Genomic DNA, 22084 nt, shown 5'->3' with positions numbered 1-22084 from the left:
TGTAATTTAAACCGCTACTATTCCCTTGATTGCAGGATGTGGGTCGTAGTTCTCTAGTGTAAAATCTTCATATTTAAAGTCAAATATGTTTTTCACATCTGGATTTAATTTCATTTGGGGTAATTCTCTAGGTTCTCTAGTTAATTGTAAATCTACCTGTTCTCTTAAGTTATTGTATATGTGAACATCTCCAAAACTGTGTATGAAATCTCCATACTCTAGATCGCATACTTGTGCAACCATCATAGTTAATAGTGCATAGCTCGCTATGTTAAAAGGTACGCCCAGAAATACGTCTGCACTGCGCTGATATAATTGGCAACTTAATTTATTGTTAGACACATAGAATTGAAAAAAGGCGTGACATGGTGGTAAGGCTGCTTTTCCATTAGCAACGTTTTCAGAAAAACTCTTGCTAGTATCTGGCATTACACTTGGATTCCATGCGGTTACCATCATCCTGCGGCTGTTAGGATTAGTCTTAAGTGTGTCAATAACCTCTTTGATTTGGTCTATTCCCTGACTATCCCAGTTGCGCCATTGGTGACCATAAACAGGTCCTAGATCTCCATTTTCGTCGGCCCATTCATTCCATATTCTGACATTATTATCTTTTAAATATTGAATGTTAGTATCGCCTGATAAAAGCCATAGCAGTTCATGTATGATAGACTTAAGGTGTACTTTTTTAGTAGTTACTAGAGGGAAACCTTTTTGTAAATCAAAACGCATTTGATGACCAAAAAGGCTGCGTGTACCAGTGCCGGTACGGTCACCTTTATCAGTTCCGTTATCAATTATATCTTGTAATAGGTCTAAGTATTGTTTCATAAGAGTCTAGTAAATGATGATTCCGCTTTCGCGAAAGCGAATACAATATACAAAGAACTTGAAATTTTAGTTCAAATGATAATAAAACAAACTAAGATTACAGATTTATTAATTTAAAAGAGAGTCTGGGTTTTCTGAAACAAATGAACTTGCCCACTCTACAGCGCTTTCTACGTTATTAAAGTATCCAAATGAGCCACTGTATAACGACTGTTCACTTGCGGCTTGCATTTTTTGTTCTTTAGAAGTGCCTATTATGGCAATCCCTACGATCATTTTGGAATCAACTAATTTGTACACCTTAGGATCTACAGCATGTCCGAACTCACGATTTGATATAAAAACGATTTTATTTTTACCGTAAAATTCATTAATATCATTGAGAATCTTAGTGGCTATCTCATTATTTACGACAACATCTGTATGTAGTTGACCAACTACATAGTTATCATAGCAATAGATTTTGCCAAAGCTATAATTGAAAAGGTTTTTGTAGTCTTTAAAGTCCAATGCTTATCAGTTGTTATAATTTATAACAAATTTACAACATTTCTTTAACATAAAATTAGGTTAAAGAAAAAGCAATTAAATTTATCCAAAAAGCATTCCAGCTATAGTTGCAGTAAGTAACGCGGCACATGTACCGCCTATTAATGCTTTTACACCAAAGGCCGCTAGGGTTTTACGCTGACCAGGTGCTAGTACGCCTATACCTCCTATTTGAATACCGATAGAGGCAAAGTTTGCAAAACCGCAAAGTGCGTAGGTTGCGATAATGATAGATTTAGGATGGAGTATTTTACCTGCTTCTTTTAATTCTTTTAGAGATCCATAGGCTATGAATTCATTAAGAATTGTTTTTTCACCTAGCAACTGTCCTACTAGAATTATATCTTCAGAATGTACACCTATAATCCATGCAATAGGTGCAAATAGATTACCTAGTATATATTGCATAGAAAGGCCATCGTACCTACCATCGCTAGAAGATGCGATAATGGAATTAAGTCCAGAATATTCTCCTATAAGGTCTTTAAGTCCAAAGTTCACTACTGCTATTAAGGCTGTAAATACTAGTAACATAGCACCTACGTTAACAGCTAGTTTTAAACCATCTGTCGTACCTCTAGAAATGGCATCTAGTATGTTTGTACCTATTTTATCCTTTGATACTTTGAGGGAGCGGTCTATCTTGTTATTTTGATCTTCTGGGTAAATCATTTTTGCAATTACAATAGCTGCAGGAGCACTCATTATAGATGCGGTAAGCAGGTGTTTTGTAAATAATATTTGTTGCGCTTCACTTTCTCCACCTAAGAAACCGATAAATGCCGCTAGTACACCACCGGCTATGGTGGCCATACCACCTACCATAAGACAAAGCATTTCTGATTTGGTCATTTTTTCTAAGTAAGGCTTTACTACTAATGGCGCTTCAGTCTGCCCTATAAAAATATTTGCTGCTGCTGCAAGAGATTCAGCACCACTTAATCTCATTGTTTTGCTCATAACCCATGCGAGTACATAAACGACTTTTTGAAGTATGCCTAGATAATAAAGTAAAGATGTAAATGCAGAGAAAAATACAATCGTAGGAAGAACCTTAAATGCAAATACATAGCCCCAGTTACCACTAGCGTCAATGAAGTTACCGAATACAAACTCAGCACCAGCCTCACTAACAGCTAGGAATTTTACTACTCCTGTAGATATTCCATCAAAGATGTATGCGACACTTTCAAATTTAAGTACAGATATAGCAAACACCACTTGTAATGTTACACCTACTATTACTAGTCTCCAGTCTATTTTCTTCCTGTTATTACTTAATAGATAACAAAATCCAAGGATAAAAAACATACCTATTAAACCACGATAGAAACTTTCAAAGCTAAAGCCAAGGTCATTTGATATTTGAACATTATTAGAGGTTGTTGCGACAGTTGTTTCTTCTTTTTTAATTAAGAAATGATAAGTAATATCTTTATTTTTAATTGATAAGCTATCGTTATTTACCTTTTTTAAATCAAACTGCTTTAATTGTGTATTATTTGAGTTAGGGTATAGGGCGATAAAATCATTTTGGATTATAAATCTACCGGTAGAATTAAGGCTGTCTACTCCTGTGTAAAATTTGTAATTTTGTTGTGAAAAGGAGATACTGTCTAGATCTTGAGCGTTTCCTTGTGTGTTATCAACTATTGTTGCAGTATCAAATATCCAAGTTCCTTCTATTGGTGTGTTCTCTTGTGCATTTCCTATAAATGAAAAGCAAAGTAATGCTAAAGCAGTAAAAAATCTGGCTATAAAGGATTTCATAGAATGGTAATGATTATCGTTTAGATATTTCGTCTCTAATTTGCGCTGCCAGTTCGTAGTCTTCGTTAGAAACTGCTTCGTCGAGCATTTTGTTAAGTTCTGATATGGAGAATTTGCTGTAGTCATCCACTTCTTGCGCTGCAGCGTTGATTAATTCTTCTATCATTTCTTCTCCGTCTAGCTCTTCCATTTCCAGTTCTTTGTCTGGTTTAATGTGCTGTTGTATACCTGCTTCTTCAAGAATGTTTTCATAAGTAAAAACAGGGGCTTTAAATCTTACAGCTAGTGCTATGGCATCGCTAGTGCGAGCATCTATAATTTCTTCAATTTTATCTCTTTCACAAATAAGACTGCTGTAAAAAACACCATCTACTAGTTTGTGAATGATTACTTGTTTCACCACAATAGAAAATCGTTGGGCAAATGTTTTAAACAAATCATGGGTGAGAGGTCGCGGCGGACTCAATTCTTTCTCTAGTGCAATAGCTATACTTTGAGCTTCAAAAGCTCCTATTACAATAGGTAGTTGTCTTGATCCGTCTACTTCTTTAAGCACAAGGGCGTATGCGCCATTTTGTGTTTGGCTGTAAGAGATGCCTCGTATGTTAAGTCGTTTTAGACTCATTATGTTTAATTGCTAGAAATAAAAAAAAAGCTGTGCAAAAATGAGGTTTTTCTCCTATTGCACAGCCTTAAATCTAATAAATTCTTAACTAATTATTAAGAATCTTAAGCATTTGCAGCTTTAAAAGCCTTTAATTTCTCGATTAGAGCAGGTACTACCTCAAAAGCATCACCTACAACACCATAGTCTGCAGCCTTAAAGAAAGGTGCTTCTGGGTCTGTATTAATAACAACTTTAACCTTTGAAGAGTTAATTCCTGCAAGGTGTTGTATCGCTCCAGATATACCGATAGCGATATATAAGTTAGATGCAACTGGCTTACCAGTTTGCCCTACGTGTTCACTGTGTGGTCTCCATCCAAGATCACTTACCGGTTTAGAACATGCTGTTGCAGCGCCTAGAACGTCTGCTAGTTCTTCTACCATACCCCAGTTTTCTGGACCTTTTAATCCACGACCTGCGCTTACTACTATTTCAGCATCTGCGATAGTTACTTTGTCGGTAGCTTTATCCACAGATTGTACAGTTACATTAAAATCTGCATCGTTTAAAGTAGGTGCAAATTCTTGTACGGCACAATCGGTTGCGTTCTCTTTAAGACCGTAAGCATTTTTAGAAAGTCCTACTAGTTTTACATTAGTAGTAATAGCAGTGTTAGAAAAAGCTTTGTTAGTAAACACAGTTCTCTTAACTGTAAATGGCTCTGTAGAAGAAGGTAGCGCTGTAACGTTAGATACATAACCTGCTTCTAGTTGTACGCTTACTAGAGAGCCTAAATACTTAGAGTCTGCACTAGAACTGATAACGACTATTGTTGCTCCTTCAGCTTTGGCAGCTTGTGCAATAGCGCTAGCATAGGCAGCAGCATTAAATTTTTCTAGTTTTGAATTTGCTACGTTGTGTAATTTATTTACACCATATGTACCTAGTTCTCCAGCGTCATTTGCATTAAAAGATATAGCGGTAACAGTTGTTCCCATCATATCTGCAACACCTTTTGCATAACTAGCTACTTCATAAGCAGTCTTTTTAAAACCACCGTTTTCTGATTCTGTATATACGAGTACTGACATATATTTTATTTTTATATAAACATCCTAGTTATAAGGACGATTACTTGATTTGTTGTGGGTCTCGCTTTCGCGAAAGCGAAACTCTTAATAATTTTAACCTACAAGATTTAGAACCTTGAACTTTTAACCTTTAAAGATTAAATCGCTTTTGCCTCGTTGTGAAGTAAGTCGATTAATTTATCAAGATCTCCAGCGTCTACAAGAGTTACCTGGCCTTTAGGCTCTGGCTTTTCAAAAGAAACGCTATTAGTCTCTGTACTAGCGTCTGTTGCTGGTACAACATTAAGAGGTTTTTTACGAGCCATCATAATTCCACGCATGTTAGGAATTCTTAGGTCACTTTCCTCTACGAGACCCTTTTGTCCACCTATTACTAGGGGTAGGCTAGCGGTAACAGTTTCTTTACCACCATCGATTTCACGTACAGCAGTTGCGTTAGTTCCTTCTATTTCTAGAGATATACATGTATTTACAAAACTAGCTCCAGTCATAGCGGCTACCATACCTGGTACCATACCACCATTATAATCGATAGATTCACGACCTGCGATAACTAGATCATAACCACCGTCTTTTATAACTGCAGTTAGTTGTTTTGACACCTGGTAACCGTCAGTTGCTGGCGTGTCTACTCTTATTGCTGTGTCTGCGCCTATTGCTAGAGCTTTTCTTAAAGTCGGTTCAACTTCTGCACCACCTACAGTAACTACATCTACACTAGCGCCTTGTTTTTCTTTAAACCACATAGCTCGTGTAAGACCAAATTCATCATTTGGGTTGATGACAAATTGTACACCGTTAGTGTCAAATTGAGTATCGTTATCTGTAAAATTGATTTTGGAAGTGGTATCTGGCACGTGGCTGATACATACTAATATCTTCATATTTTATAGTCTTTAAAGTCTTTTTCAATCGTTTGCGAAGTTAGGAAAAAAACAAGTAATAAACTATGCATGCATAATAAATTTTTGTTTAATATTTCCTCAAGTATTGATTTTCAATATTTTTCATTCTAGGGTGTAACTCTTGTCTGTCTTGATGTTTAGACGGTTTCGGAATGTTTTGTATGATAATAGTATGTAAAAGAGATATTTTTTAGCCTAAAAATCTAGCATACTAAGTTCATGTAAGTTATTTTTGTTTTCTTGAAAAACTGAATAACATCATATCCTAATATATGAAGACAATACAATTCCGCGAGGCAATTTGCGAAGCGATGAGTGAAGAAATGAGACGCGACGAGTCTATTTACCTTATGGGTGAAGAAGTTGCAGAATATAATGGAGCTTATAAGGCTTCTAAAGGTATGCTGGACGAGTTTGGTGCAAAGCGTGTGATTGATACACCTATTGCCGAGTTAGGTTTTGCTGGTATAGCCATAGGTTCTACCATGACTGGTAATAGACCTATCGTGGAGTATATGACGTTTAACTTTTCTCTTGTTGGTATCGATCAGATAATTAACAATGCGGCAAAAATACGCCAGATGTCTGGTGGACAGTTTAAGTGTCCTATCGTTTTTAGAGGTCCTACTGCAAGTGCAGGACAGCTAGCAGCTACTCACTCACAAGCTTTTGAAAACTGGTTTGCAAACACACCAGGTCTTAAAGTAATCGTACCATCTAACCCTTATGATGCAAAAGGTCTTCTCAAGGCAGCGATACGTGATGACGATCCAGTAATTTTTATGGAGTCTGAGCAAATGTATGGTGATAAAGGTGAGGTGCCAGAAGGTGAGTATGTTTTACCTATAGGTGTTGCAGAGTTAAAAAGAGAAGGTAATGATGTGACCATCGTTTCTTTTGGTAAAATTATCAAAGAAGCTTATAAAGCTGCAGACGAGTTAGAGAAAGAAGGTATCTCTTGTGAGATTATCGACTTAAGAACTGTGCGTCCTTATGATAAAGAAGCGATTTTAAAATCGGTAAAGAAAACAAATCGTTTAGTGATTCTTGAAGAAGCGTGGCCATTTGGTAACGTCTCTACAGAGATTTCTCACATGATACAGGCTGAAGCTTTTGATTACCTAGACGCTCCTGTTTATAAAATAAATACACAAGATACACCAGCGCCATATTCTCCAGGTTTACTTGCAGAGTGGTTACCAGATTATACTGATGTGGTAGAAGGTGTTAAAAAAGTAATGTATAGAAAGTAATTTCTGACAACATTTTTGATCAAAGCCCATCTCGTTAGAGGTGGGTTTTTTTGATTTATAGCTAGATATAATTTTTTTTGTCTTAAGTTACTATCGTTTACGTCAGTAGCCCTACTTTTGACTTTTGCCCTTTGCTTATGAAAACTCTTTATAAAAGTTACGCTTTCGCGAAAGCGATAACAGAATCAGTCCTGTATATAGGTATATTACTTTTCACCTTAACAAGTGTTGCACAGACTAAAGTTGGTGGTGTGATTTATGATGATTTTGGTGATACGGTGCCTTTTGCAAACGTTGTATTTCCTGGTTCTAGTGAAGGAACAATCACTAACGATAATGGTCGATTTTATTTACAATCAGAGAATACGTATGATAAAGTTGAGTTTTCTTTTGTAGGGTATAAAACGCAAACCATAAAATTAGATAATAGAGTGAATCTAAATATGAAGGTTACACTTGAAACTGATACGGCAGAGTTAGATGCGGTGGTAGTATATGCTGGTAAAACGTCTAAAAAGAATAACCCTGCTATCGATATACTACGTAAAGTATGGGAAAATAGACGTAAAAATGGTCTTTCCCAATTTAAGCAATACCAGTACGATAAATATGAGAAGTTAGAATTTGACATGAATACCATAGATAGTTCTTTGATCAACTCAAAGCTTTTCCGTGGTATGGAGTTCGTATTTGACTATGCAGACACGAGTAGAATAACAGGTAAAACCTATTTACCTATTTTTATTAATGAATCGCTTTCTACTGTTTATGGAGATAACGAGATCAATAAAGAACTAGATGATGTTAAGGCAAACAAGAACTCTGGTTTCTCAAACAACCAGACTTTAATAGCATTTGTAAAAGATTTATATAATGACATAGATGTCTATGACCGTTATTTAAAATTCTTTGATAAAAGTTTTACGAGTCCAGTGGGTAAAAGTGGTATTGACACCTATAACTATGTGTTGAGAGATACGGCTATAGTGGATGGGGTAGAGGCGTATAATATAGTTTACTATCCGCGTCGTAAAGGTGAGCTTACTTTTAAAGGTGATTTTTGGGTAGCTACAGAGTCGTATGCGATCAAGGAGATCAATATGCAAGCGACTAAAAGCGCTAACATAAACTGGGTAAAAGAAATCTATATAGAACAGGAATATGACGTACTTAATGATAGTCTGTTCTTAATTACACGTGATTATTTCTTAAGTGATTTTGCGCTTAACAAAAAAGAGAAGTCCAAAGGTATTTATGGAAAACGTACCACCTTATTCAATGACTATAAGTTTGATATAGCAAAAGAGCCAGATTTTTATAGACGTAGAGTTAATGATTATGATCCAGAAATTTATAATCGCGATGAGGCTTATTGGGATGAAAATCGATTAGAAAAACTTAATAAAGATGAGAAACAAGTGTACACCATGCTGGATACACTTAAAAAGAACAAGAAGTTTAAACGTCTTTATAATATAGGTACTGTACTAGCGTCTGGTTATTATGAATTTGATGGTTTTGATTTTGGACCTATATTTTCCACATTTGGATTTAACGATGTAGAAGGTTTGAGATTGCGTGCTGGTGGTAGGACATACTTTGGCGCTAATGACCCATGGAGAATAGAAGGTTATGGAGCTTATGGTTTTGATGATAAAAAATTTAAATTCGGTATAGGTGGTAAATGGTTGTTAGATAAACAAAGCCGTTTGATACTAAGTGGTGGTTATAGAAAAGATGTAGAGCAACTAGCTGCCAGTCTTACTAAAACTAATGATGTTTTGGGGCGTAGTCTTGCTTCTAGTGCGATAGTAAGTGCAGGTAATAATGGTAGGTTATCTAATATTAAACTAGGTCTTGCTGCCATTAGTTTTGAGCCGTTATATAACTTAGAATTTAGATTAGGTACTAGTTATAGAAAGATAACGACGGCTAATCCTGGATTCTTTAGTCTGGATTATTTTGATGCAGACTCTCCAGGCGGCATACAGTCAGAAACTAACCAGGCTGAAGTGGACTTTTCTATGACTTATAAACCAGGACGTAAAACGACTAATTATGGTGTAGATCGTACGGTTATAAATGAAGGAGCTTATCCTATATTATTCCTAAATTATTCTAAAGGTTTTAAAGATCTCTTTAGTAGCGATTTTGATTATGATAAGTTTCAATTTTATTATAGTCATCCTATCCAGATAGGTGCTTTTGGTAGATTAACGGCGCGTATAGAAGCTGGTAAAACCTTTGGAGAAGTGCCACTAGCATTACTAGATGTGATACCTGGTAACCAGACTTATTTCAATGTGTCAGGATCATTTAATACGATGGATTTTTATGAATTTGTAAGTGATGAGTATTTGATGGTGAATCTTGATCATAATTTTAACGGTCGTATTTTTTCTCGCATTCCTGGTTTGAGAGATTTGAATCTACGTGAGTTAGTAGGTATAAAAGCTGCTTATGGTAGAATTAGTGATGAAAACGTAGCCTTAAATGCAAGCGGTCTTAATTATCTAGCTCCAGAAGATATTTACTGGGAATATAGTGCTGGTGTAGGTAACATCTTTAAAGTACTGCGTATAGATGTAAGTTTTAGAGGTGGTTATAATTACTTACCAGACGCTAGACAGGTAGCTGTTACTGGTAGTTTTGGTTTCTTCTTTTAGAAAATTTATGATTAAGCCATGCTGCTGAAGAGCTGCATCGGTCAGATTCTTAATTTTGTATCTTATAATTTTATTTTAGACCCATTTACTTAATCGTAAATGGTTTTTCTTCTTTTAAAGCTGCAGAGCAATCATACTGCAATAAATAACAAAAAAAACCTCCGATTCAACTAGTTGAATCGGAGGTTTTTAAAATATATAAACTTTCTAATATTTACAATTCAAAAGCTTTCTTAACTTCTTCTACAAAGTCTAATTTTTCCCAAGTAAATAACTCTACTTCTCTTTCTACTTTTCCATTGTATGGAGATTCAAAAACAAGTTTTTCAATACGTGGTGTTCTACCCATGTGACCATAAGCAGCCGTTTCAGAATAGATAGGGTTTCTTAATTTTAATCTAGATTCTATTGCAGCAGGACGCATGTCAAATATCTCTGCAACCTTTTTAGAAATCTCACCGTCAGTTAAGTTTAATGTAGAGGTACCATAAGTTTCTACATTAATAGAAGTAGGTTCTACCACACCTATGGCATAGGAAACCTGTACAAGAACCTCGCTAGCAAGACCTGCAGCTACTAGATTCTTTGCAACGTGACGTGCAGCATATGCAGCACTTCTATCCACCTTAGAAGGGTCTTTACCAGAAAAAGCACCACCACCGTGAGCACCTTTACCACCATAAGTATCTACTATAATCTTTCTACCAGTTAATCCAGTATCACCATGTGGTCCACCTATAACAAATTTACCAGTAGGGTTAATGTGATAGGTAATGTCATCATTAAATAAATCCTGAGCATAAGCAGGTAATAATGCAGTAACACGAGGAATCAATATTTCAACAAGATCTTTTTTGATCTGAGCTAGCATTGCAGCATCATCTTCATTAAATGGATCGTGTTGTGTAGAGATTACGATAGCATCGATACGTTGTGGCACGTTATCATCACTATACTCTATAGTTACTTGTGACTTTGCATCTGGTCTTAAATAAGTAATTTCCTTATTCTCACGACGCAATGCAGCAAGCTCCACTAGTAATTTATGTGATATGTCTAGGGCAAGAGGCATGTAATTCTCTGTCTCGTTAGTTGCATAACCGAACATCATACCTTGGTCTCCAGCACCTTGCTCTTCTTTAGTAGCACGATCTACACCTTGGTTAATGTCTTGCGACTGCTCATGGATTAAAGATATTACACCACAAGAATCACCAGAAAACTGGTAAGCACCTTCCGTATAACCTATTTTATTGATCACATTACGTGCAATTTGAGCTGCATCGATGTAAGTGTTTGATTTTACCTCTCCGGCAAGAACCACCTGTCCAGTAGTTACAAGCGTTTCACAAGCAACCTTTGATTCTGGATCAAAAGCAAGAAAATTATCTAATAAAGCATCACTGATCTGGTCAGCAACTTTGTCTGGATGTCCTTCACTAACGGACTCTGATGTAAATAAGTAGGGCATTTTATATGTGCGCTTTCGCGAAAGCGTAATAAATACAAATCTCGCGTGATTAATAATATAAGAAAATAAAAGTGGCTGTATTGTTTTGCGCAGTACACTGTTTTAGCGTTTATGTTTTCTTTTTTGAAAACGAGGTCGCAAGCAGCCAAATCTTTCCCCTTAATTGAATTGCAAATTTAATGAATGTAATTATTTATTGGCACATCACTTATAAGATTATTAACATGTACTATAATAAGACTTTATAGATATTTTTAATTCCCTACAGATTAAGTAGGGTAAATAATGTATACGTTCATATATGATAAATTTAAAATAGAGATAAATAACATTGGATATCATATTTCGATCATTGTTTAATTTTTGATATACAGATGGTTAAGTGTAATTAATGCTGTTTGGATAACAATGGCAATATGAATTGTCTAGTGAGGGACCTAATTGCAAACTTTAATTTTGAATCGATATTCTATCATCTAAAATAATAGAAGAATTATAAGGAAGTAAGTTAACGCTTGCCCTTAAGATTTAAAAATTAAATATGTCGCTCACTAAATATAGTAAAACAGTAACCCAGGATCCTACACAACCAGCTGCACAAGCTATGTTGCATGCTATAGGTCTTTCTAAGGAGGATCTGCTCAAACCATTTGTAGGTATTGCGAGTACTGGTTATGAAGGTAACCCATGTAACATGCATCTTAATGATCTTGCAAAATTGGTTAAAGAAGGAACTTTAGATGCTAACCTAGTTGGATTAATCTTTAATACGATAGGAGTAAGTGATGGTATTTCTATGGGAACACCTGGTATGCGATATTCTCTACCGTCACGAGATATTATAGCAGACTCTATGGAGACTGTGGTGCAAGCGATGAGTTATGACGCACTAGTAACAGTTGTAGGTTGTGATAAAAACATGCCAGGTGCATTAATGGCAATGATAAGACTGGACCGTCCTTCTATACTAGTTTATGGAGGTACGATAGATTCTGGCTGCCATAAGGGTAAGAAGTTAGATGTAGTTTCTGCTTTTGAAGCTTGGGGTAGTAAAGTTGCAGGTACTATGGAAGAAGAAGAATATCAGAATATAGTAGAAAAAGCGTGTCCTGGTGCTGGTGCTTGCGGTGGTATGTATACCGCAAATACCATGGCAAGTGCGATAGAAGCATTAGGAATGTCTTTACCGTTTAATTCTTCTAACCCTGCATTAAGTGATGATAAGAAAGAAGAATCTGTCAGAGCAGGACAAGTAATGTTAGAATTACTAGAAAAAGACATCAAACCGTCTGATATTATAACACGTAAATCGTTAGAGAACGCAGTACGATTAGTCACAATTCTTGGCGGTTCTACAAATGCGGTTTTACACTTTCTAGCGATAGCAAGAGCAGCACAAATAGATTTTACACTTAAAGATTTTCAAGATATAAGTGATAACACACCTTTTCTAGCAGATTTAAAACCTAGTGGTAAGTATCTTATGGAAGATATTCATCGCATAGGTGGCATTCCTGCAGTTATGAAGTACTTACTTTCTAAAGGGTTAATTCATGGAGACTGTCTTACGGTAACTGGTAAAACAGTAGCTGAGAATCTAGCAAGCGTAAAAGATCTTTCTGAAGAACAAGATGTGATTAGAACTGTAGAGAACCCTATTAAGATTTCTGGACACTTGAGAATGCTTTATGGTAATCTTGCTAGTGAAGGTAGTGTTGCAAAAATCACAGGTAAAGAAGGGTTGCAGTTCTCAGGAAAAGCTAAGGTTTTTAATGGTGAGTATGAAGCAAATGATGGCATACGTGATGGACTGGTAGAAAGAGGTGATGTAGTAGTCATAAGATATGAAGGACCTAAAGGAGGACCAGGAATGCCAGAAATGTTGAAACCTACAGCGGCTATTATGGGTGCAGGACTAGGTAAAGATGTGGCGCTTATTACAGATGGTCGTTTTTCTGGCGGTACGCATGGCTTTGTTGTAGGACATATAACACCAGAAGCTCAAGAAGGTGGTGTGATTGCTCTAGTTAAAGATGGTGATGTCATTACTATCGATGCAGAAGCTAATACAATACAATTAGAAATCTCAGATAAAGAATTAATTAAACGTAAAGAACAATGGCAGGCACCAGAGTTGAAGTTTAAAAGAGGTGTTCTTTATAAATATGCAAGAACGGTTTCTAATGCTTCAAAAGGTTGTGTTACAGACGAGTTTTAATAGCTTATCCCTGTAAATACCTACTTAACAAATAGAATAAAAAATTACAATAATCAAAATCGATGATTATGAAAGAACATGCGCTAATAAATTCCCCTACTTCAAGCATAGTAACTGAAAAGATATCTGGTGCAGAGGCTATCATAAAATGTTTCCTTGCCGAAGGTGTAGATACAGCATTTGGTTATCCAGGTGGTGCGATTATGCCGTTATATGATAAACTTTATGGCTATCAAAAAGAGTTGAAACATGTACTCACCAGACATGAGCAAGGAGCAACACATGCAGCACAAGGTTATGCACGTATATCAAATAAAGTTGGAGTTTGTATAGCCACTTCTGGTCCTGGAGCAACAAATCTTATCACTGGACTGGCAGACGCGATGATAGATTCTACACCTATGGTATGTATCACTGGTCAGGTAGCTTCTCATTTATTGGGGACAGATGCTTTTCAAGAAACAGATATTATAGGTATTTCTACACCAGTAACTAAGTGGAATGCTCAAGTAACTAAAGCAGCAGATATTCCTAAGGTTCTAGCCAAAGCTTTTTACATCGCTCAAAGCGGTCGTCCAGGTCCTGTGTTAATTGATATAACAAAAGATGCACAGTTTGAAGAGTTTGATTTTGCATATGAAAAATGTAAATCGATAAGAAGTTATGTGCCAGTTCCTGATACAGATTTACAAACGGTAAAGGACGCTGCTCTCTTAATTAATAACGCTCAGAAGCCTATGATTATTTGGGGTCAAGGAGTCGTATTGAGCGAGGCCGAAAAAGAATTGCAATCGGTTATTGAAAAAGCAGGAATCCCATCTGCATGGACCATTCTAGGTGCAAGTGCTATTCCTACTTCTCATTCACTTAATGTCGGTATGGTAGGTATGCATGGTAATTATGCACCTAATTTATTAACTAATGAATGTGATGTTTTAATAGCGATAGGAATGCGTTTTGATGACCGTGTTACTGGTGATTTATCTCGATATGCAAAGCAAGCCAAAGTGATACATTTTGAAATAGACCCATCTGAGGTGAATAAGAATGTAAAAGCAGATATTGCTGTTCTTGGTGATGCAAGAAACACTTTAGAACTATTACTTCCTTATTTAGAACAAAGAGAGCACCCTAAATGGTTAGCGAGATTTAAGGAACTTTATGAAGTAGAAGTAGATAAAGTTATAAGAGAAGATATGGAACCATCTGTAGATGGACTTACTATGGCTGAGGTTATACAGCAAATTAATGTACACTCAAAAAGTGAAGCAGCTATAGTAAGTGATGTGGGCCAGCACCAGATGATAGCATGTCGTTATGCTAGTTATAATCAGACACGTAGTAATATAACATCAGGTGGATTAGGTACTATGGGATTTGCACTTCCGGCAGCTATAGGAGCACAAGTAGGTGCGCCAGATAGAGATGTTGTTGCAGTAATAGGTGATGGTGGCTACCAGATGACTATTCAAGAATTGGGAACCATTTTTCAGACTAAAGTGCCTGTAAAAATTGTTGTGCTTAATAACGAGTTTTTAGGAATGGTACGTCAGTGGCAACAGCTGTTTTTTGATAAGCGCTATGCCAGTACAGAAATGACAAATCCTGATTTTATAAAAATAGCCGAAGGATATCACATCAAAGCAAAACAAGTAACAGATCGTAAAGATCTTGCTGGTGCCGTAGAAGAAATGATGAAGAGTGACGAAGCATATTTTCTTGAAGTGAGAGTGCAAAAAGAAGGAAACGTTTTCCCAATGATCCCAACAGGAGCATCAGTTTCAGAGGTGCGCCTCCAGTAGAAACGCATCGCATGCGTTCAAGCAGTGACGCACGGCATGCGTTTCTTGCAGTGACGCATCGCATGCGTCCGAAAACAAGGCGTTCAAGCAGTGACGCATCGCATGTGTCTAAAACAATGCGCATCGCATGCGTCTGGAACTTGTCGAAGACGACGATATCGAGAAAAGTAAAGCAAAGCTGTTCATTAACAGCTGAACGAAATAAAAAATTATGGAAAACCAAGAACAACTTTTTACCATATCCATTTATACAGAAAACAATATAGGGTTGCTGAATAGGATTTCGGCAATATTCCAGCGACGTCATGTGAATATAGAAAGCATAAACGGTTCTGCATCAGAAATAGAAGAGGTTTCAAAATGGACCATTCTAGTAAACATGACCGAAGAAAACATGAAGAAAATCATCGGTCAGATAGAGAAACAAGTAGAGGTTATAAAAGCCTACTATCACTCTGACGAAGAGACCATTTATCAAGAGTCCTGTCTGTTTAAAATTAAATCTGACCTTCTTTTTGAAGAACCTCAGATTCAAAATATAATTAAAGAAAGTAACGCACGCATAGTAACGGTAAATAAAGAGTTTTTTGTTTTAGAAAAATCTGGAAGAAGAAGCGAGGTCGATTTATTATACCGTGAATTAAGTGCCCACGGCATATTACAGTTCAATAGATCTGGACGTATAGCTGTAACTAAAGAACCAATGGAAATTTCAAAAATGCTAGAAGCATTAAACTCATAAAATAAGTACCATGTCAAATTATTTTAATACCCTATCACTTTCACAAAAATTAGAACAATTATCTAAATGCAGATTCATGCAACAAGCAGAATTTGAAGATGGTGTTAACGCTTTAAAAGGAAAGAAAATCACGATAGTAGGTTGTGGTGCACAAGGATTAAATCAAGGTCTTAACATGAGAGATTCTGGATTAGATATTTCTTATGCATTAAGACAGGCTGCTATTGATCAAAAAAGGCAGTCGTTTAAAAACGCTAGTGAAAATGGTTTTACTGTTGGGACTTATGAAGATTTAATTCCTAATTCAGATCTAGTTTTAAACCTAACACCAGATAAACAACACGCAGCTGTGGTAAAGGCGATTATGCCACACATGAAAAAAGGGGCAACACTTTCTTACTCTCATGGATTTAATATAGTAGAAGAAGGACAGAAGATAAGAGAAGATATTACCGTGATTATGGTGGCTCCTAAATGTCCGGGCTCTGAGGTAAGAGAAGAATATAAAAGAGGTTTTGGAGTCCCTACTTTAATAGCTGTACATCCAGAAAATGATCCTGAGAATAAAGGATGGGAGCAGGCCAAAGCATATGCCGTAGCAACAGGTGGACATAAAGCAGGAGTTCTTGAATCTTCTTTTGTTGCAGAGGTGAAGAGTGATTTAATGGGAGAACAGACCATTTTATGTGGTGTTTTACAAACGGCTTCTATACTATTGTTTGATAAAATGATCGCACAGGGCGCAGACTCAGAATACGCATCTAATCTTATTCAATACGGTTGGGAACGTACCACAGAGGCTTTAAAACATGGTGGTATTACTAATATGATGGACAGGCTAGATAATGCGTCAAAGATTAAAGCGCACCAACTGTCTGAAGAGTTAAAAGTTATTTTAAAACCACTTTTTGAAAAACACATGGACGATATTATGTCTGGTCATTTCTCACAAACCATGATGGAAGACTGGGCAAACGACGATGTAAATCTATTAAAATGGAGAGCCGAAACGGAGAACACGGCATTTGAAAAATCTACAGCCTCTACAGAAAAGATAGAAGATCAAGAATATTTTGATCATGGTGTAGCGATGGTTGCCTTTATTAAATCTGGTGTAGAACTCGCATTTGAGACTATGGTAGCATCAGGTATTGTAGAAGAAAGTGCTTATTACGAGTCTCTTCACGAGTTGCCATTAATTGCAAACACGGTAGCTAGAAAGAAATTATTTGAAATGAATCGCATTATTTCTGACACGGCAGAGTATGGTTGTTACCTATTTGACCATGCATGTAAGCCTTTAGTTTCTTCATTTGTAGATGGTCTCGATGCGGCTGTTATTGGTAACGCTTTCGCGAAAGCGGAATACAAAACAGACAACCTAGAACTAATAGCAGTCAATAAAGCTATAAGAAATCATCCTATAGAAAAAGTAGGAGCAGTGTTGAGAGATTCTATGATTGCAATGAAAACCATCTAGATAATAAGTTAGGATAGATGCTGGTGATGCTAGAAATTTTGAACAACAAAATTCTGTCTATATAGTACGCAGTCGAGAATCATTACTAAGTGAAAAAAGATTAAAGTGTGAGTCTATAGGACTTCTCTTTAATGAAAAGCAAAGCTGTTATGCGACGGCTGGACCATAAAAGATATGAAAACAGTGACTTATTATCCAAGATTACAAGATGTAAAACAGGCTGCAAATCGTTTACGCGACGTGGCCTGTTTAACACCTCTAGAGTTAAATGCACTTTACTCTGACAGGTATCAAAGTTCTATCTATTTTAAGAGAGAAGACTTGCAGCCCGTGCGTTCTTATAAAATACGTGGTGCATATAATAAGATCTCTACGTTGAGTAAAGAAGATTTATCAAACGGAATAGTTTGTGCCAGCGCAGGTAACCATGCCCAAGGAGTTGCGATGTCTTGTAAGTTACTCAAGATACATGGTACGATTTACATGCCTACACCTACACCGGTGCAAAAGATCCAACAGGTGAAAATGTTCGGTGGTACGTATGTAACCATAGTCATGCATGGTGATACCTATGATGACTCTTACTATGCTGCTATGGAGGAGAATAAAAAACTAGGGAAAACATTTATCCATCCTTTTGATGATGAAAAGGTGATAGAAGGTCAGGCTACTGTAGGACTAGAGATCATGGAACAGTCTAAAGTCCCTATAGATTATGTAATCATGCCTGTAGGTGGTGGCGGTTTAAGCGCTGGTGTTTCCAGTGTGTTAAAGTACTTATCTCCTCATACTAAAATTATAGGAGTAGAGCCTAAAGGAGCTACCTCTATGGCGACTTCTATTTTTAATAGGGAAAACACTACACTGGATAAGATAGATAGTTTTGTAGATGGTGCTGCTGTTAAAAGAGTAGGAGAACGCAATTTTGAAATATGTAAACAGAATCTTACAGAAACTATTAATGTAAGTGAAGGTGCCATATGTCAGACTATTCTAGATTTATATAATAGTCAGGCGATAGTGGTAGAACCTGCAGGAGCCATGTCTATTACAGCATTAGAAACTATTAGTGAAAAGATAAAGGGAAAGAATGTGGTATGTGTCATAAGTGGTAGTAACAATGACATTACTAGAACAGCAGAGATTAAAGAACGCGCCTTATTAGAGTCGCAACTAAAACATTACTTTATAGTTAGGTTTCCGCAACGAGCAGGTGCGCTGAAAGAATTTGTAGAGAAGGTTATAGGACCTAATGACGATATTACTCATTTTGAATACACTAAGAAAACAAATAGAATAAACGGATCTGCGGTAGTGGGAATAGAATTGAAAAACACATCAGATTTTGATTCTCTAGTACAACGTATGAAGTCACTTAATTTTTATGGAGATTATATAAATGATAATCCTACACTTTTTGAGTTTCTAGTGTGATCTACACACTTATCGATTTAATAGTAAATTGTTATTTGTTTCCTTTTAAGAGTTCGTGATATATGTTTACTTATAGTTTGTATTTAATAATTCTTATAACAGATTATTATCAAAACACTAAATTTTAGAAGTTTGTGTAGGTTATTGATGACTAGTCCAAATAAATACTTACATTTACCGCATGAATTTATCTAGAAATAAAAATATATCCTTACCGGTGCGCTTTACGTTGCGACGCCGCTGTGCTTAATCTCACTTAGCATTTAGATATAATTTTTATTTTTTTACATTGAATTCACTTCCATTATTATTTACTACTTTTTTAACTGCTCCTTCTAGGAACGGTTTTTCTGTGCGTCCTACTTTACGACGCCGACGCCCGTAAGGGGTCTTTCTTTTTGGGAATTTAGGTGCGTCCGGTTCTTCTTTTCACAACTACACTTTACACTTTTTAATTTATAAAATCAATCACAATGGAAATTGTCATTGCTCATAAATCGCATTCAAAATATGCGCAAATCATTTGTGATACCATAGCCGACGCTGCCAAAGTGCGCGGTACAGGAATCGCAAAACGTACACCAGAATATGTCACTACCAAAATGGAAAATGGCAACGCGGTTATCGCACTGGATAACGGGAAATTTGCAGGTTTTTGTTACATAGAGAAATGGGGACACGGCAAGTTTGTCGCAAACTCAGGCCTTATTGTACATCCAGATTATAGAAATCTAGGACTGGCCAAACAAATTAAAGAACGCATCTTTTTACTATCTAAAGAAAAGTTTCCTGATGCAAAGATATTCAGCATCACCACTGGACTTGCTGTTATGAAAATGAATAGCGACCTAGGTTATAAGCCTGTTACTTTTTCTGAATTAACAGACGACCAGCAATTCTGGAACGGTTGCCAGACTTGTAAGAACTATGACATCTTACAACGCACAGAACAAAAAATGTGTTTGTGTACAGGAATGATCTATGATCCTTCTAAGAAAACAACCGAAGAAAAGAAACCTATTAAAAAGTCTGTTTTCAACAGATTAAAACAAATTAAGCAAACGCTTATCCTCAAAAAAGATCAAAATGAACAATAATAAAAAATTAGTAATAGCCTATAGTGGTGGACTTGATACATCATATTGTGCCGTATATCTTTCACAAGATTTAGGTTATGAAGTGCATGCTGTGTGTGTGAACACAGGTGGTTTTACTCAAGAAGACCTTAAAACTATAGAATCTAATGCTTATAAAATGGGCGTGAGCACTTTTAAAGCCATAGACGCTGTCAGTACTTTTTATGATAAAGTCGTTAAGTATTTGATTTATGGAAACGTGTTGAAGAACAATACGTATCCGCTATCGGTAAGTGCAGAGCGTATTGTACAAGCCATTGAGATTATTGAGTATGCAAAAACCATAGACGCACAATTTATTGCTCATGGAAGTACTGGCGCCGGAAATGATCAAGTACGTTTTGATATGATTTTTCAAACTCTAGCACTACATATAGAAATTATTACACCTATAAGAGATGGTAAACTATCACGTAAACAAGAGATAGATTATCTCATAGAAAATGGAATAGCCATGTCTTGGGAAAAGTCTCAATATTCTGTGAATAAAGGACTGTGGGGAACTAGTGTCGGTGGAGCAGAAACTCTGACCTCGCTCAAGGCTTTACCAGAAGAAGCTTATCCATCACAACTTCAAAAAGAAGGAAAGGAACAAGTAAAATTGACCTTTAAAAAAGGAGAGTTAATTGCTGTAAATGGGAAAGAGCAATCTTCAGAACTGGCTATACAACAACTCAATGATCTTGCTTCTTCATATGCTATAGGTAGAGATATCCATGTAGGCGATACCATAGTAGGTATGAAAGGTAGAGTAGGTTTTGAAGCGGCAGCAGCGTTGATTACTATCAAAGCACATCATTTATTAGAAAAGCATACACTTACTAAATGGCAGTTACAGCACAAAGATTATCTGTCTAGTTTTTACGGTATGCACCTGCATGAAGGTCAGTACCTCGATCCTGTAATGCGTGACATGGAGGCTTTCTTAGAAAGTAGTCAGGCCAAAGTTACTGGAGATGTTTATGTCACTTTACAACCTTATCACTTTACTCTGGACGGTATAGAATCGGCAAACGATTTAATGAATGCAAAATTCGGTACTTATGGAGAAGAGAATAAAGCATGGACAGCAAGTGAGGCCAAAGGTTTTATCAAGATCATAGGAAACAGCAATAAGATTTATAACCAGATACATCAAGAATCATGATTAAAGCAGGAATAATAGGTGGTGCAGGTTACACAGCAGGAGAATTAATAAGACTTTTAATTCACCATGATGAGGTAGCCATAGATTTTATATACTCGACTTCAAACGCTGGTAATGCGGTGAGTGATGTGCATCAAGACCTTTTAGGTACTACAGATTTGGTGTTTACAAGCCAGTTAAATAACAATGTAGATGTTTTGTTTTTATGTCTAGGCCATGGCAATTCAAAATCTTTTTTAGAGAAGCATCAATTTTCAAAAAGCACAAAAATCATCGATTTAAGTAATGATTTTAGGTTGATAGAATATGCACGCTTTCGCGAAAGCGAGTTCACATATGGACTGTGCGAGTATCAAAAAGAAGAGATTAAAAAAGCTACTCATGTGGCAAATCCAGGATGTTTTGCAACAGCGATACAACTTGCCATTTTACCACTAGCAGCACAACAATTGATAAAAGAAGATGTGCATGTAAATGCGGTTACTGGTGCAACTGGTGCAGGCACAAGTCTGTCACCTACGACACATTTCACTTGGCGAGATAATAATTTCTCACACTATAAAGCTTTTACGCATCAGCATCTAGGAGAAATAAATCAGACTTTAAAAAAGTCGCAACAAGATTTTAATTCTAATGTGTTATTTGTGCCTAATCGTGGTGATTTCAGCAGAGGAATTTTTGCGACAGCTTATACTAAAATAGACCTATCACTAGAAAAAATAAAAGACTTTTATAAGGACTACTATAAAGACTCGCCATTTGTATTTGTGTCCGATAAAGAAGTGCATTTAAAGCAAGTAGTTAATACTAATAAGTGTCTTATTCATCTACATAAGCATAATGACATTTTATTGATAACGAGTGTCATCGATAACTTATTAAAAGGTGCGTCTGGACAGGCAGTACAGAATATGAATTTGATGTTCGGTTTTCTAGAAGATCAAGGTTTACAACTTAAAGCCAACTTTTTTTAAACTCAAAA

Annotated in this window: 17 protein-coding genes; 10 read left to right on the top strand and 7 right to left on the bottom strand. The window is 36.4% G+C overall.

Going from position 1 to position 22084, the window contains the following annotated elements:
- Window positions 1-6: 6 nt before the first annotated feature.
- The 6 genes from ACJJVN_RS10435 to ACJJVN_RS10410 all read right to left on the bottom strand — a co-directional run bounded on the left by ACJJVN_RS10435 (window position 7) and on the right by ACJJVN_RS10410 (window position 5732).
- Complete coding sequence (locus ACJJVN_RS10435) at window positions 7-831, bottom strand: thymidylate synthase (RefSeq protein WP_405378044.1); 825 nt, start codon at window positions 829-831, stop codon at window positions 7-9.
- A gap of 108 nt (window positions 832-939) precedes the next feature.
- Window positions 940-1341, bottom strand: coding sequence for a thymidylate synthase (locus tag ACJJVN_RS10430; RefSeq protein WP_405378043.1), 402 nt, complete (start codon window positions 1339-1341; stop codon window positions 940-942).
- 81 nt (window positions 1342-1422) lie between these two features.
- Entirely contained in the window at window positions 1423-3150 is a 1728-nt protein-coding gene (locus tag ACJJVN_RS10425) for a NupC/NupG family nucleoside CNT transporter (RefSeq protein ID WP_405378042.1), read from the bottom strand.
- Window positions 3151-3163: 13 nt separating this feature from the next.
- Window positions 3164-3775, bottom strand: a complete 612-nt coding sequence (locus ACJJVN_RS10420) for a bifunctional nuclease family protein (protein ID WP_104513847.1) — start codon at window positions 3773-3775, stop codon at window positions 3164-3166.
- 104 nt (window positions 3776-3879) lie between these two features.
- Window positions 3880-4848 (bottom strand): electron transfer flavoprotein subunit alpha/FixB family protein, encoded by a 969-nt coding sequence (locus ACJJVN_RS10415; protein WP_405378041.1) that lies wholly within the window; start codon window positions 4846-4848, stop codon window positions 3880-3882.
- A gap of 137 nt (window positions 4849-4985) precedes the next feature.
- Window positions 4986-5732: an electron transfer flavoprotein subunit beta/FixA family protein gene (locus ACJJVN_RS10410; RefSeq protein ID WP_104513845.1), complete on the bottom strand. Its 747-nt coding sequence runs from the start codon at window positions 5730-5732 to the stop codon at window positions 4986-4988.
- Window positions 5733-6025: 293 nt separating this feature from the next.
- Here ACJJVN_RS10410 and ACJJVN_RS10405 point away from each other — a divergent pair, with 293 nt between their 5' ends.
- Both ACJJVN_RS10405 and ACJJVN_RS10400 read left to right on the top strand, forming a co-directional pair.
- Window positions 6026-7006 carry a pyruvate dehydrogenase complex E1 component subunit beta gene (locus ACJJVN_RS10405; protein ID WP_104513844.1) on the top strand — a complete coding sequence of 327 codons (981 nt, stop codon included), beginning with the start codon at window positions 6026-6028 and terminating at the stop codon, window positions 7004-7006.
- Between the two features lie 137 nt (window positions 7007-7143).
- Window positions 7144-9672, top strand: coding sequence for a DUF5686 family protein (locus ACJJVN_RS10400; RefSeq protein ID WP_405370590.1), 2529 nt, complete (start codon window positions 7144-7146; stop codon window positions 9670-9672).
- Between the two features lie 214 nt (window positions 9673-9886).
- Here ACJJVN_RS10400 and metK read toward each other — a convergent pair whose 3' ends face one another.
- Window positions 9887-11143 carry a methionine adenosyltransferase gene (gene metK / locus ACJJVN_RS10395; protein ID WP_405370594.1) on the bottom strand — a complete coding sequence of 419 codons (1257 nt, stop codon included), beginning with the start codon at window positions 11141-11143 and terminating at the stop codon, window positions 9887-9889.
- Window positions 11144-11684: 541 nt separating this feature from the next.
- Here metK and ilvD point away from each other — a divergent pair.
- The 8 genes from ilvD to argC all read left to right on the top strand — a co-directional run bounded on the left by ilvD (window position 11685) and on the right by argC (window position 22076).
- On the top strand, window positions 11685-13361 hold the full coding sequence (gene ilvD / locus ACJJVN_RS10390; protein ID WP_405378040.1) for a dihydroxy-acid dehydratase: 1677 nt from the start codon (window positions 11685-11687) through the stop codon (window positions 13359-13361).
- 68 nt (window positions 13362-13429) lie between these two features.
- Window positions 13430-15163: a biosynthetic-type acetolactate synthase large subunit gene (gene ilvB / locus ACJJVN_RS10385; protein ID WP_104513839.1), complete on the top strand. Its 1734-nt coding sequence runs from the start codon at window positions 13430-13432 to the stop codon at window positions 15161-15163.
- Between the two features lie 211 nt (window positions 15164-15374).
- A complete protein-coding gene (gene ilvN, locus ACJJVN_RS10380; protein ID WP_104513838.1) occupies window positions 15375-15905 on the top strand; it encodes an acetolactate synthase small subunit in 531 nt (176 codons plus the stop codon).
- 10 nt (window positions 15906-15915) lie between these two features.
- A complete protein-coding gene (ilvC, locus tag ACJJVN_RS10375; protein ID WP_405378039.1) occupies window positions 15916-17385 on the top strand; it encodes a ketol-acid reductoisomerase in 1470 nt (489 codons plus the stop codon).
- Between the two features lie 174 nt (window positions 17386-17559).
- Window positions 17560-18819: a threonine ammonia-lyase IlvA gene (gene ilvA / locus ACJJVN_RS10370; protein WP_405378038.1), complete on the top strand. Its 1260-nt coding sequence runs from the start codon at window positions 17560-17562 to the stop codon at window positions 18817-18819.
- Window positions 18820-19292: 473 nt separating this feature from the next.
- A complete protein-coding gene (locus ACJJVN_RS10365) occupies window positions 19293-19916 on the top strand; it encodes a GNAT family N-acetyltransferase (protein WP_036580426.1) in 624 nt (207 codons plus the stop codon).
- Window positions 19906-21102 carry an argininosuccinate synthase gene (locus ACJJVN_RS10360; RefSeq protein WP_405378037.1) on the top strand — a complete coding sequence of 399 codons (1197 nt, stop codon included), beginning with the start codon at window positions 19906-19908 and terminating at the stop codon, window positions 21100-21102. Before ACJJVN_RS10365 ends, ACJJVN_RS10360 begins: the two co-directional genes overlap by 11 nt.
- A complete protein-coding gene (gene argC / locus ACJJVN_RS10355; RefSeq protein WP_405378036.1) occupies window positions 21099-22076 on the top strand; it encodes an N-acetyl-gamma-glutamyl-phosphate reductase in 978 nt (325 codons plus the stop codon). The genes ACJJVN_RS10360 and argC overlap by 4 nt, the downstream gene beginning before the upstream one ends.
- The last annotated feature ends 8 nt before the right edge of the window (window positions 22077-22084 follow it).

Origin of the sequence: Nonlabens sp. Asnod3-A02 (genome assembly GCF_045063755.1) — a bacterium.
Lineage (GTDB): Bacteria > Bacteroidota > Bacteroidia > Flavobacteriales > Flavobacteriaceae > Nonlabens > Nonlabens xylanidelens.
This window is presented reverse-complemented; position numbering and strand designations above follow the sequence as displayed.

Coding starts and splice junctions, on each gene's coding strand:
- ACJJVN_RS10435 (WP_405378044.1), bottom strand. CDS start 831: ATGAAACAATACTTAGACCTATTACAAGATATAATTGATAACGGAACT.
- ACJJVN_RS10425 (WP_405378042.1), bottom strand. CDS start 3,150: ATGAAATCCTTTATAGCCAGATTTTTTACTGCTTTAGCATTACTTTGC.
- ACJJVN_RS10420 (WP_104513847.1), bottom strand. CDS start 3,775: ATGAGTCTAAAACGACTTAACATACGAGGCATCTCTTACAGCCAAACA.
- ACJJVN_RS10415 (WP_405378041.1), bottom strand. CDS start 4,848: ATGTCAGTACTCGTATATACAGAATCAGAAAACGGTGGTTTTAAAAAG.
- ACJJVN_RS10410 (WP_104513845.1), bottom strand. CDS start 5,732: ATGAAGATATTAGTATGTATCAGCCACGTGCCAGATACCACTTCCAAA.
- ACJJVN_RS10405 (WP_104513844.1), top strand. CDS start 6,026: ATGAAGACAATACAATTCCGCGAGGCAATTTGCGAAGCGATGAGTGAA.
- ACJJVN_RS10400 (WP_405370590.1), top strand. CDS start 7,144: ATGAAAACTCTTTATAAAAGTTACGCTTTCGCGAAAGCGATAACAGAA.
- metK (WP_405370594.1), bottom strand. CDS start 11,143: ATGCCCTACTTATTTACATCAGAGTCCGTTAGTGAAGGACATCCAGAC.
- ilvD (WP_405378040.1), top strand. CDS start 11,685: ATGTCGCTCACTAAATATAGTAAAACAGTAACCCAGGATCCTACACAA.
- ilvB (WP_104513839.1), top strand. CDS start 13,430: ATGAAAGAACATGCGCTAATAAATTCCCCTACTTCAAGCATAGTAACT.
- ilvN (WP_104513838.1), top strand. CDS start 15,375: ATGGAAAACCAAGAACAACTTTTTACCATATCCATTTATACAGAAAAC.
- ilvC (WP_405378039.1), top strand. CDS start 15,916: ATGTCAAATTATTTTAATACCCTATCACTTTCACAAAAATTAGAACAA.
- ilvA (WP_405378038.1), top strand. CDS start 17,560: ATGAAAACAGTGACTTATTATCCAAGATTACAAGATGTAAAACAGGCT.
- ACJJVN_RS10365 (WP_036580426.1), top strand. CDS start 19,293: ATGGAAATTGTCATTGCTCATAAATCGCATTCAAAATATGCGCAAATC.
- ACJJVN_RS10360 (WP_405378037.1), top strand. CDS start 19,906: ATGAACAATAATAAAAAATTAGTAATAGCCTATAGTGGTGGACTTGAT.
- argC (WP_405378036.1), top strand. CDS start 21,099: ATGATTAAAGCAGGAATAATAGGTGGTGCAGGTTACACAGCAGGAGAA.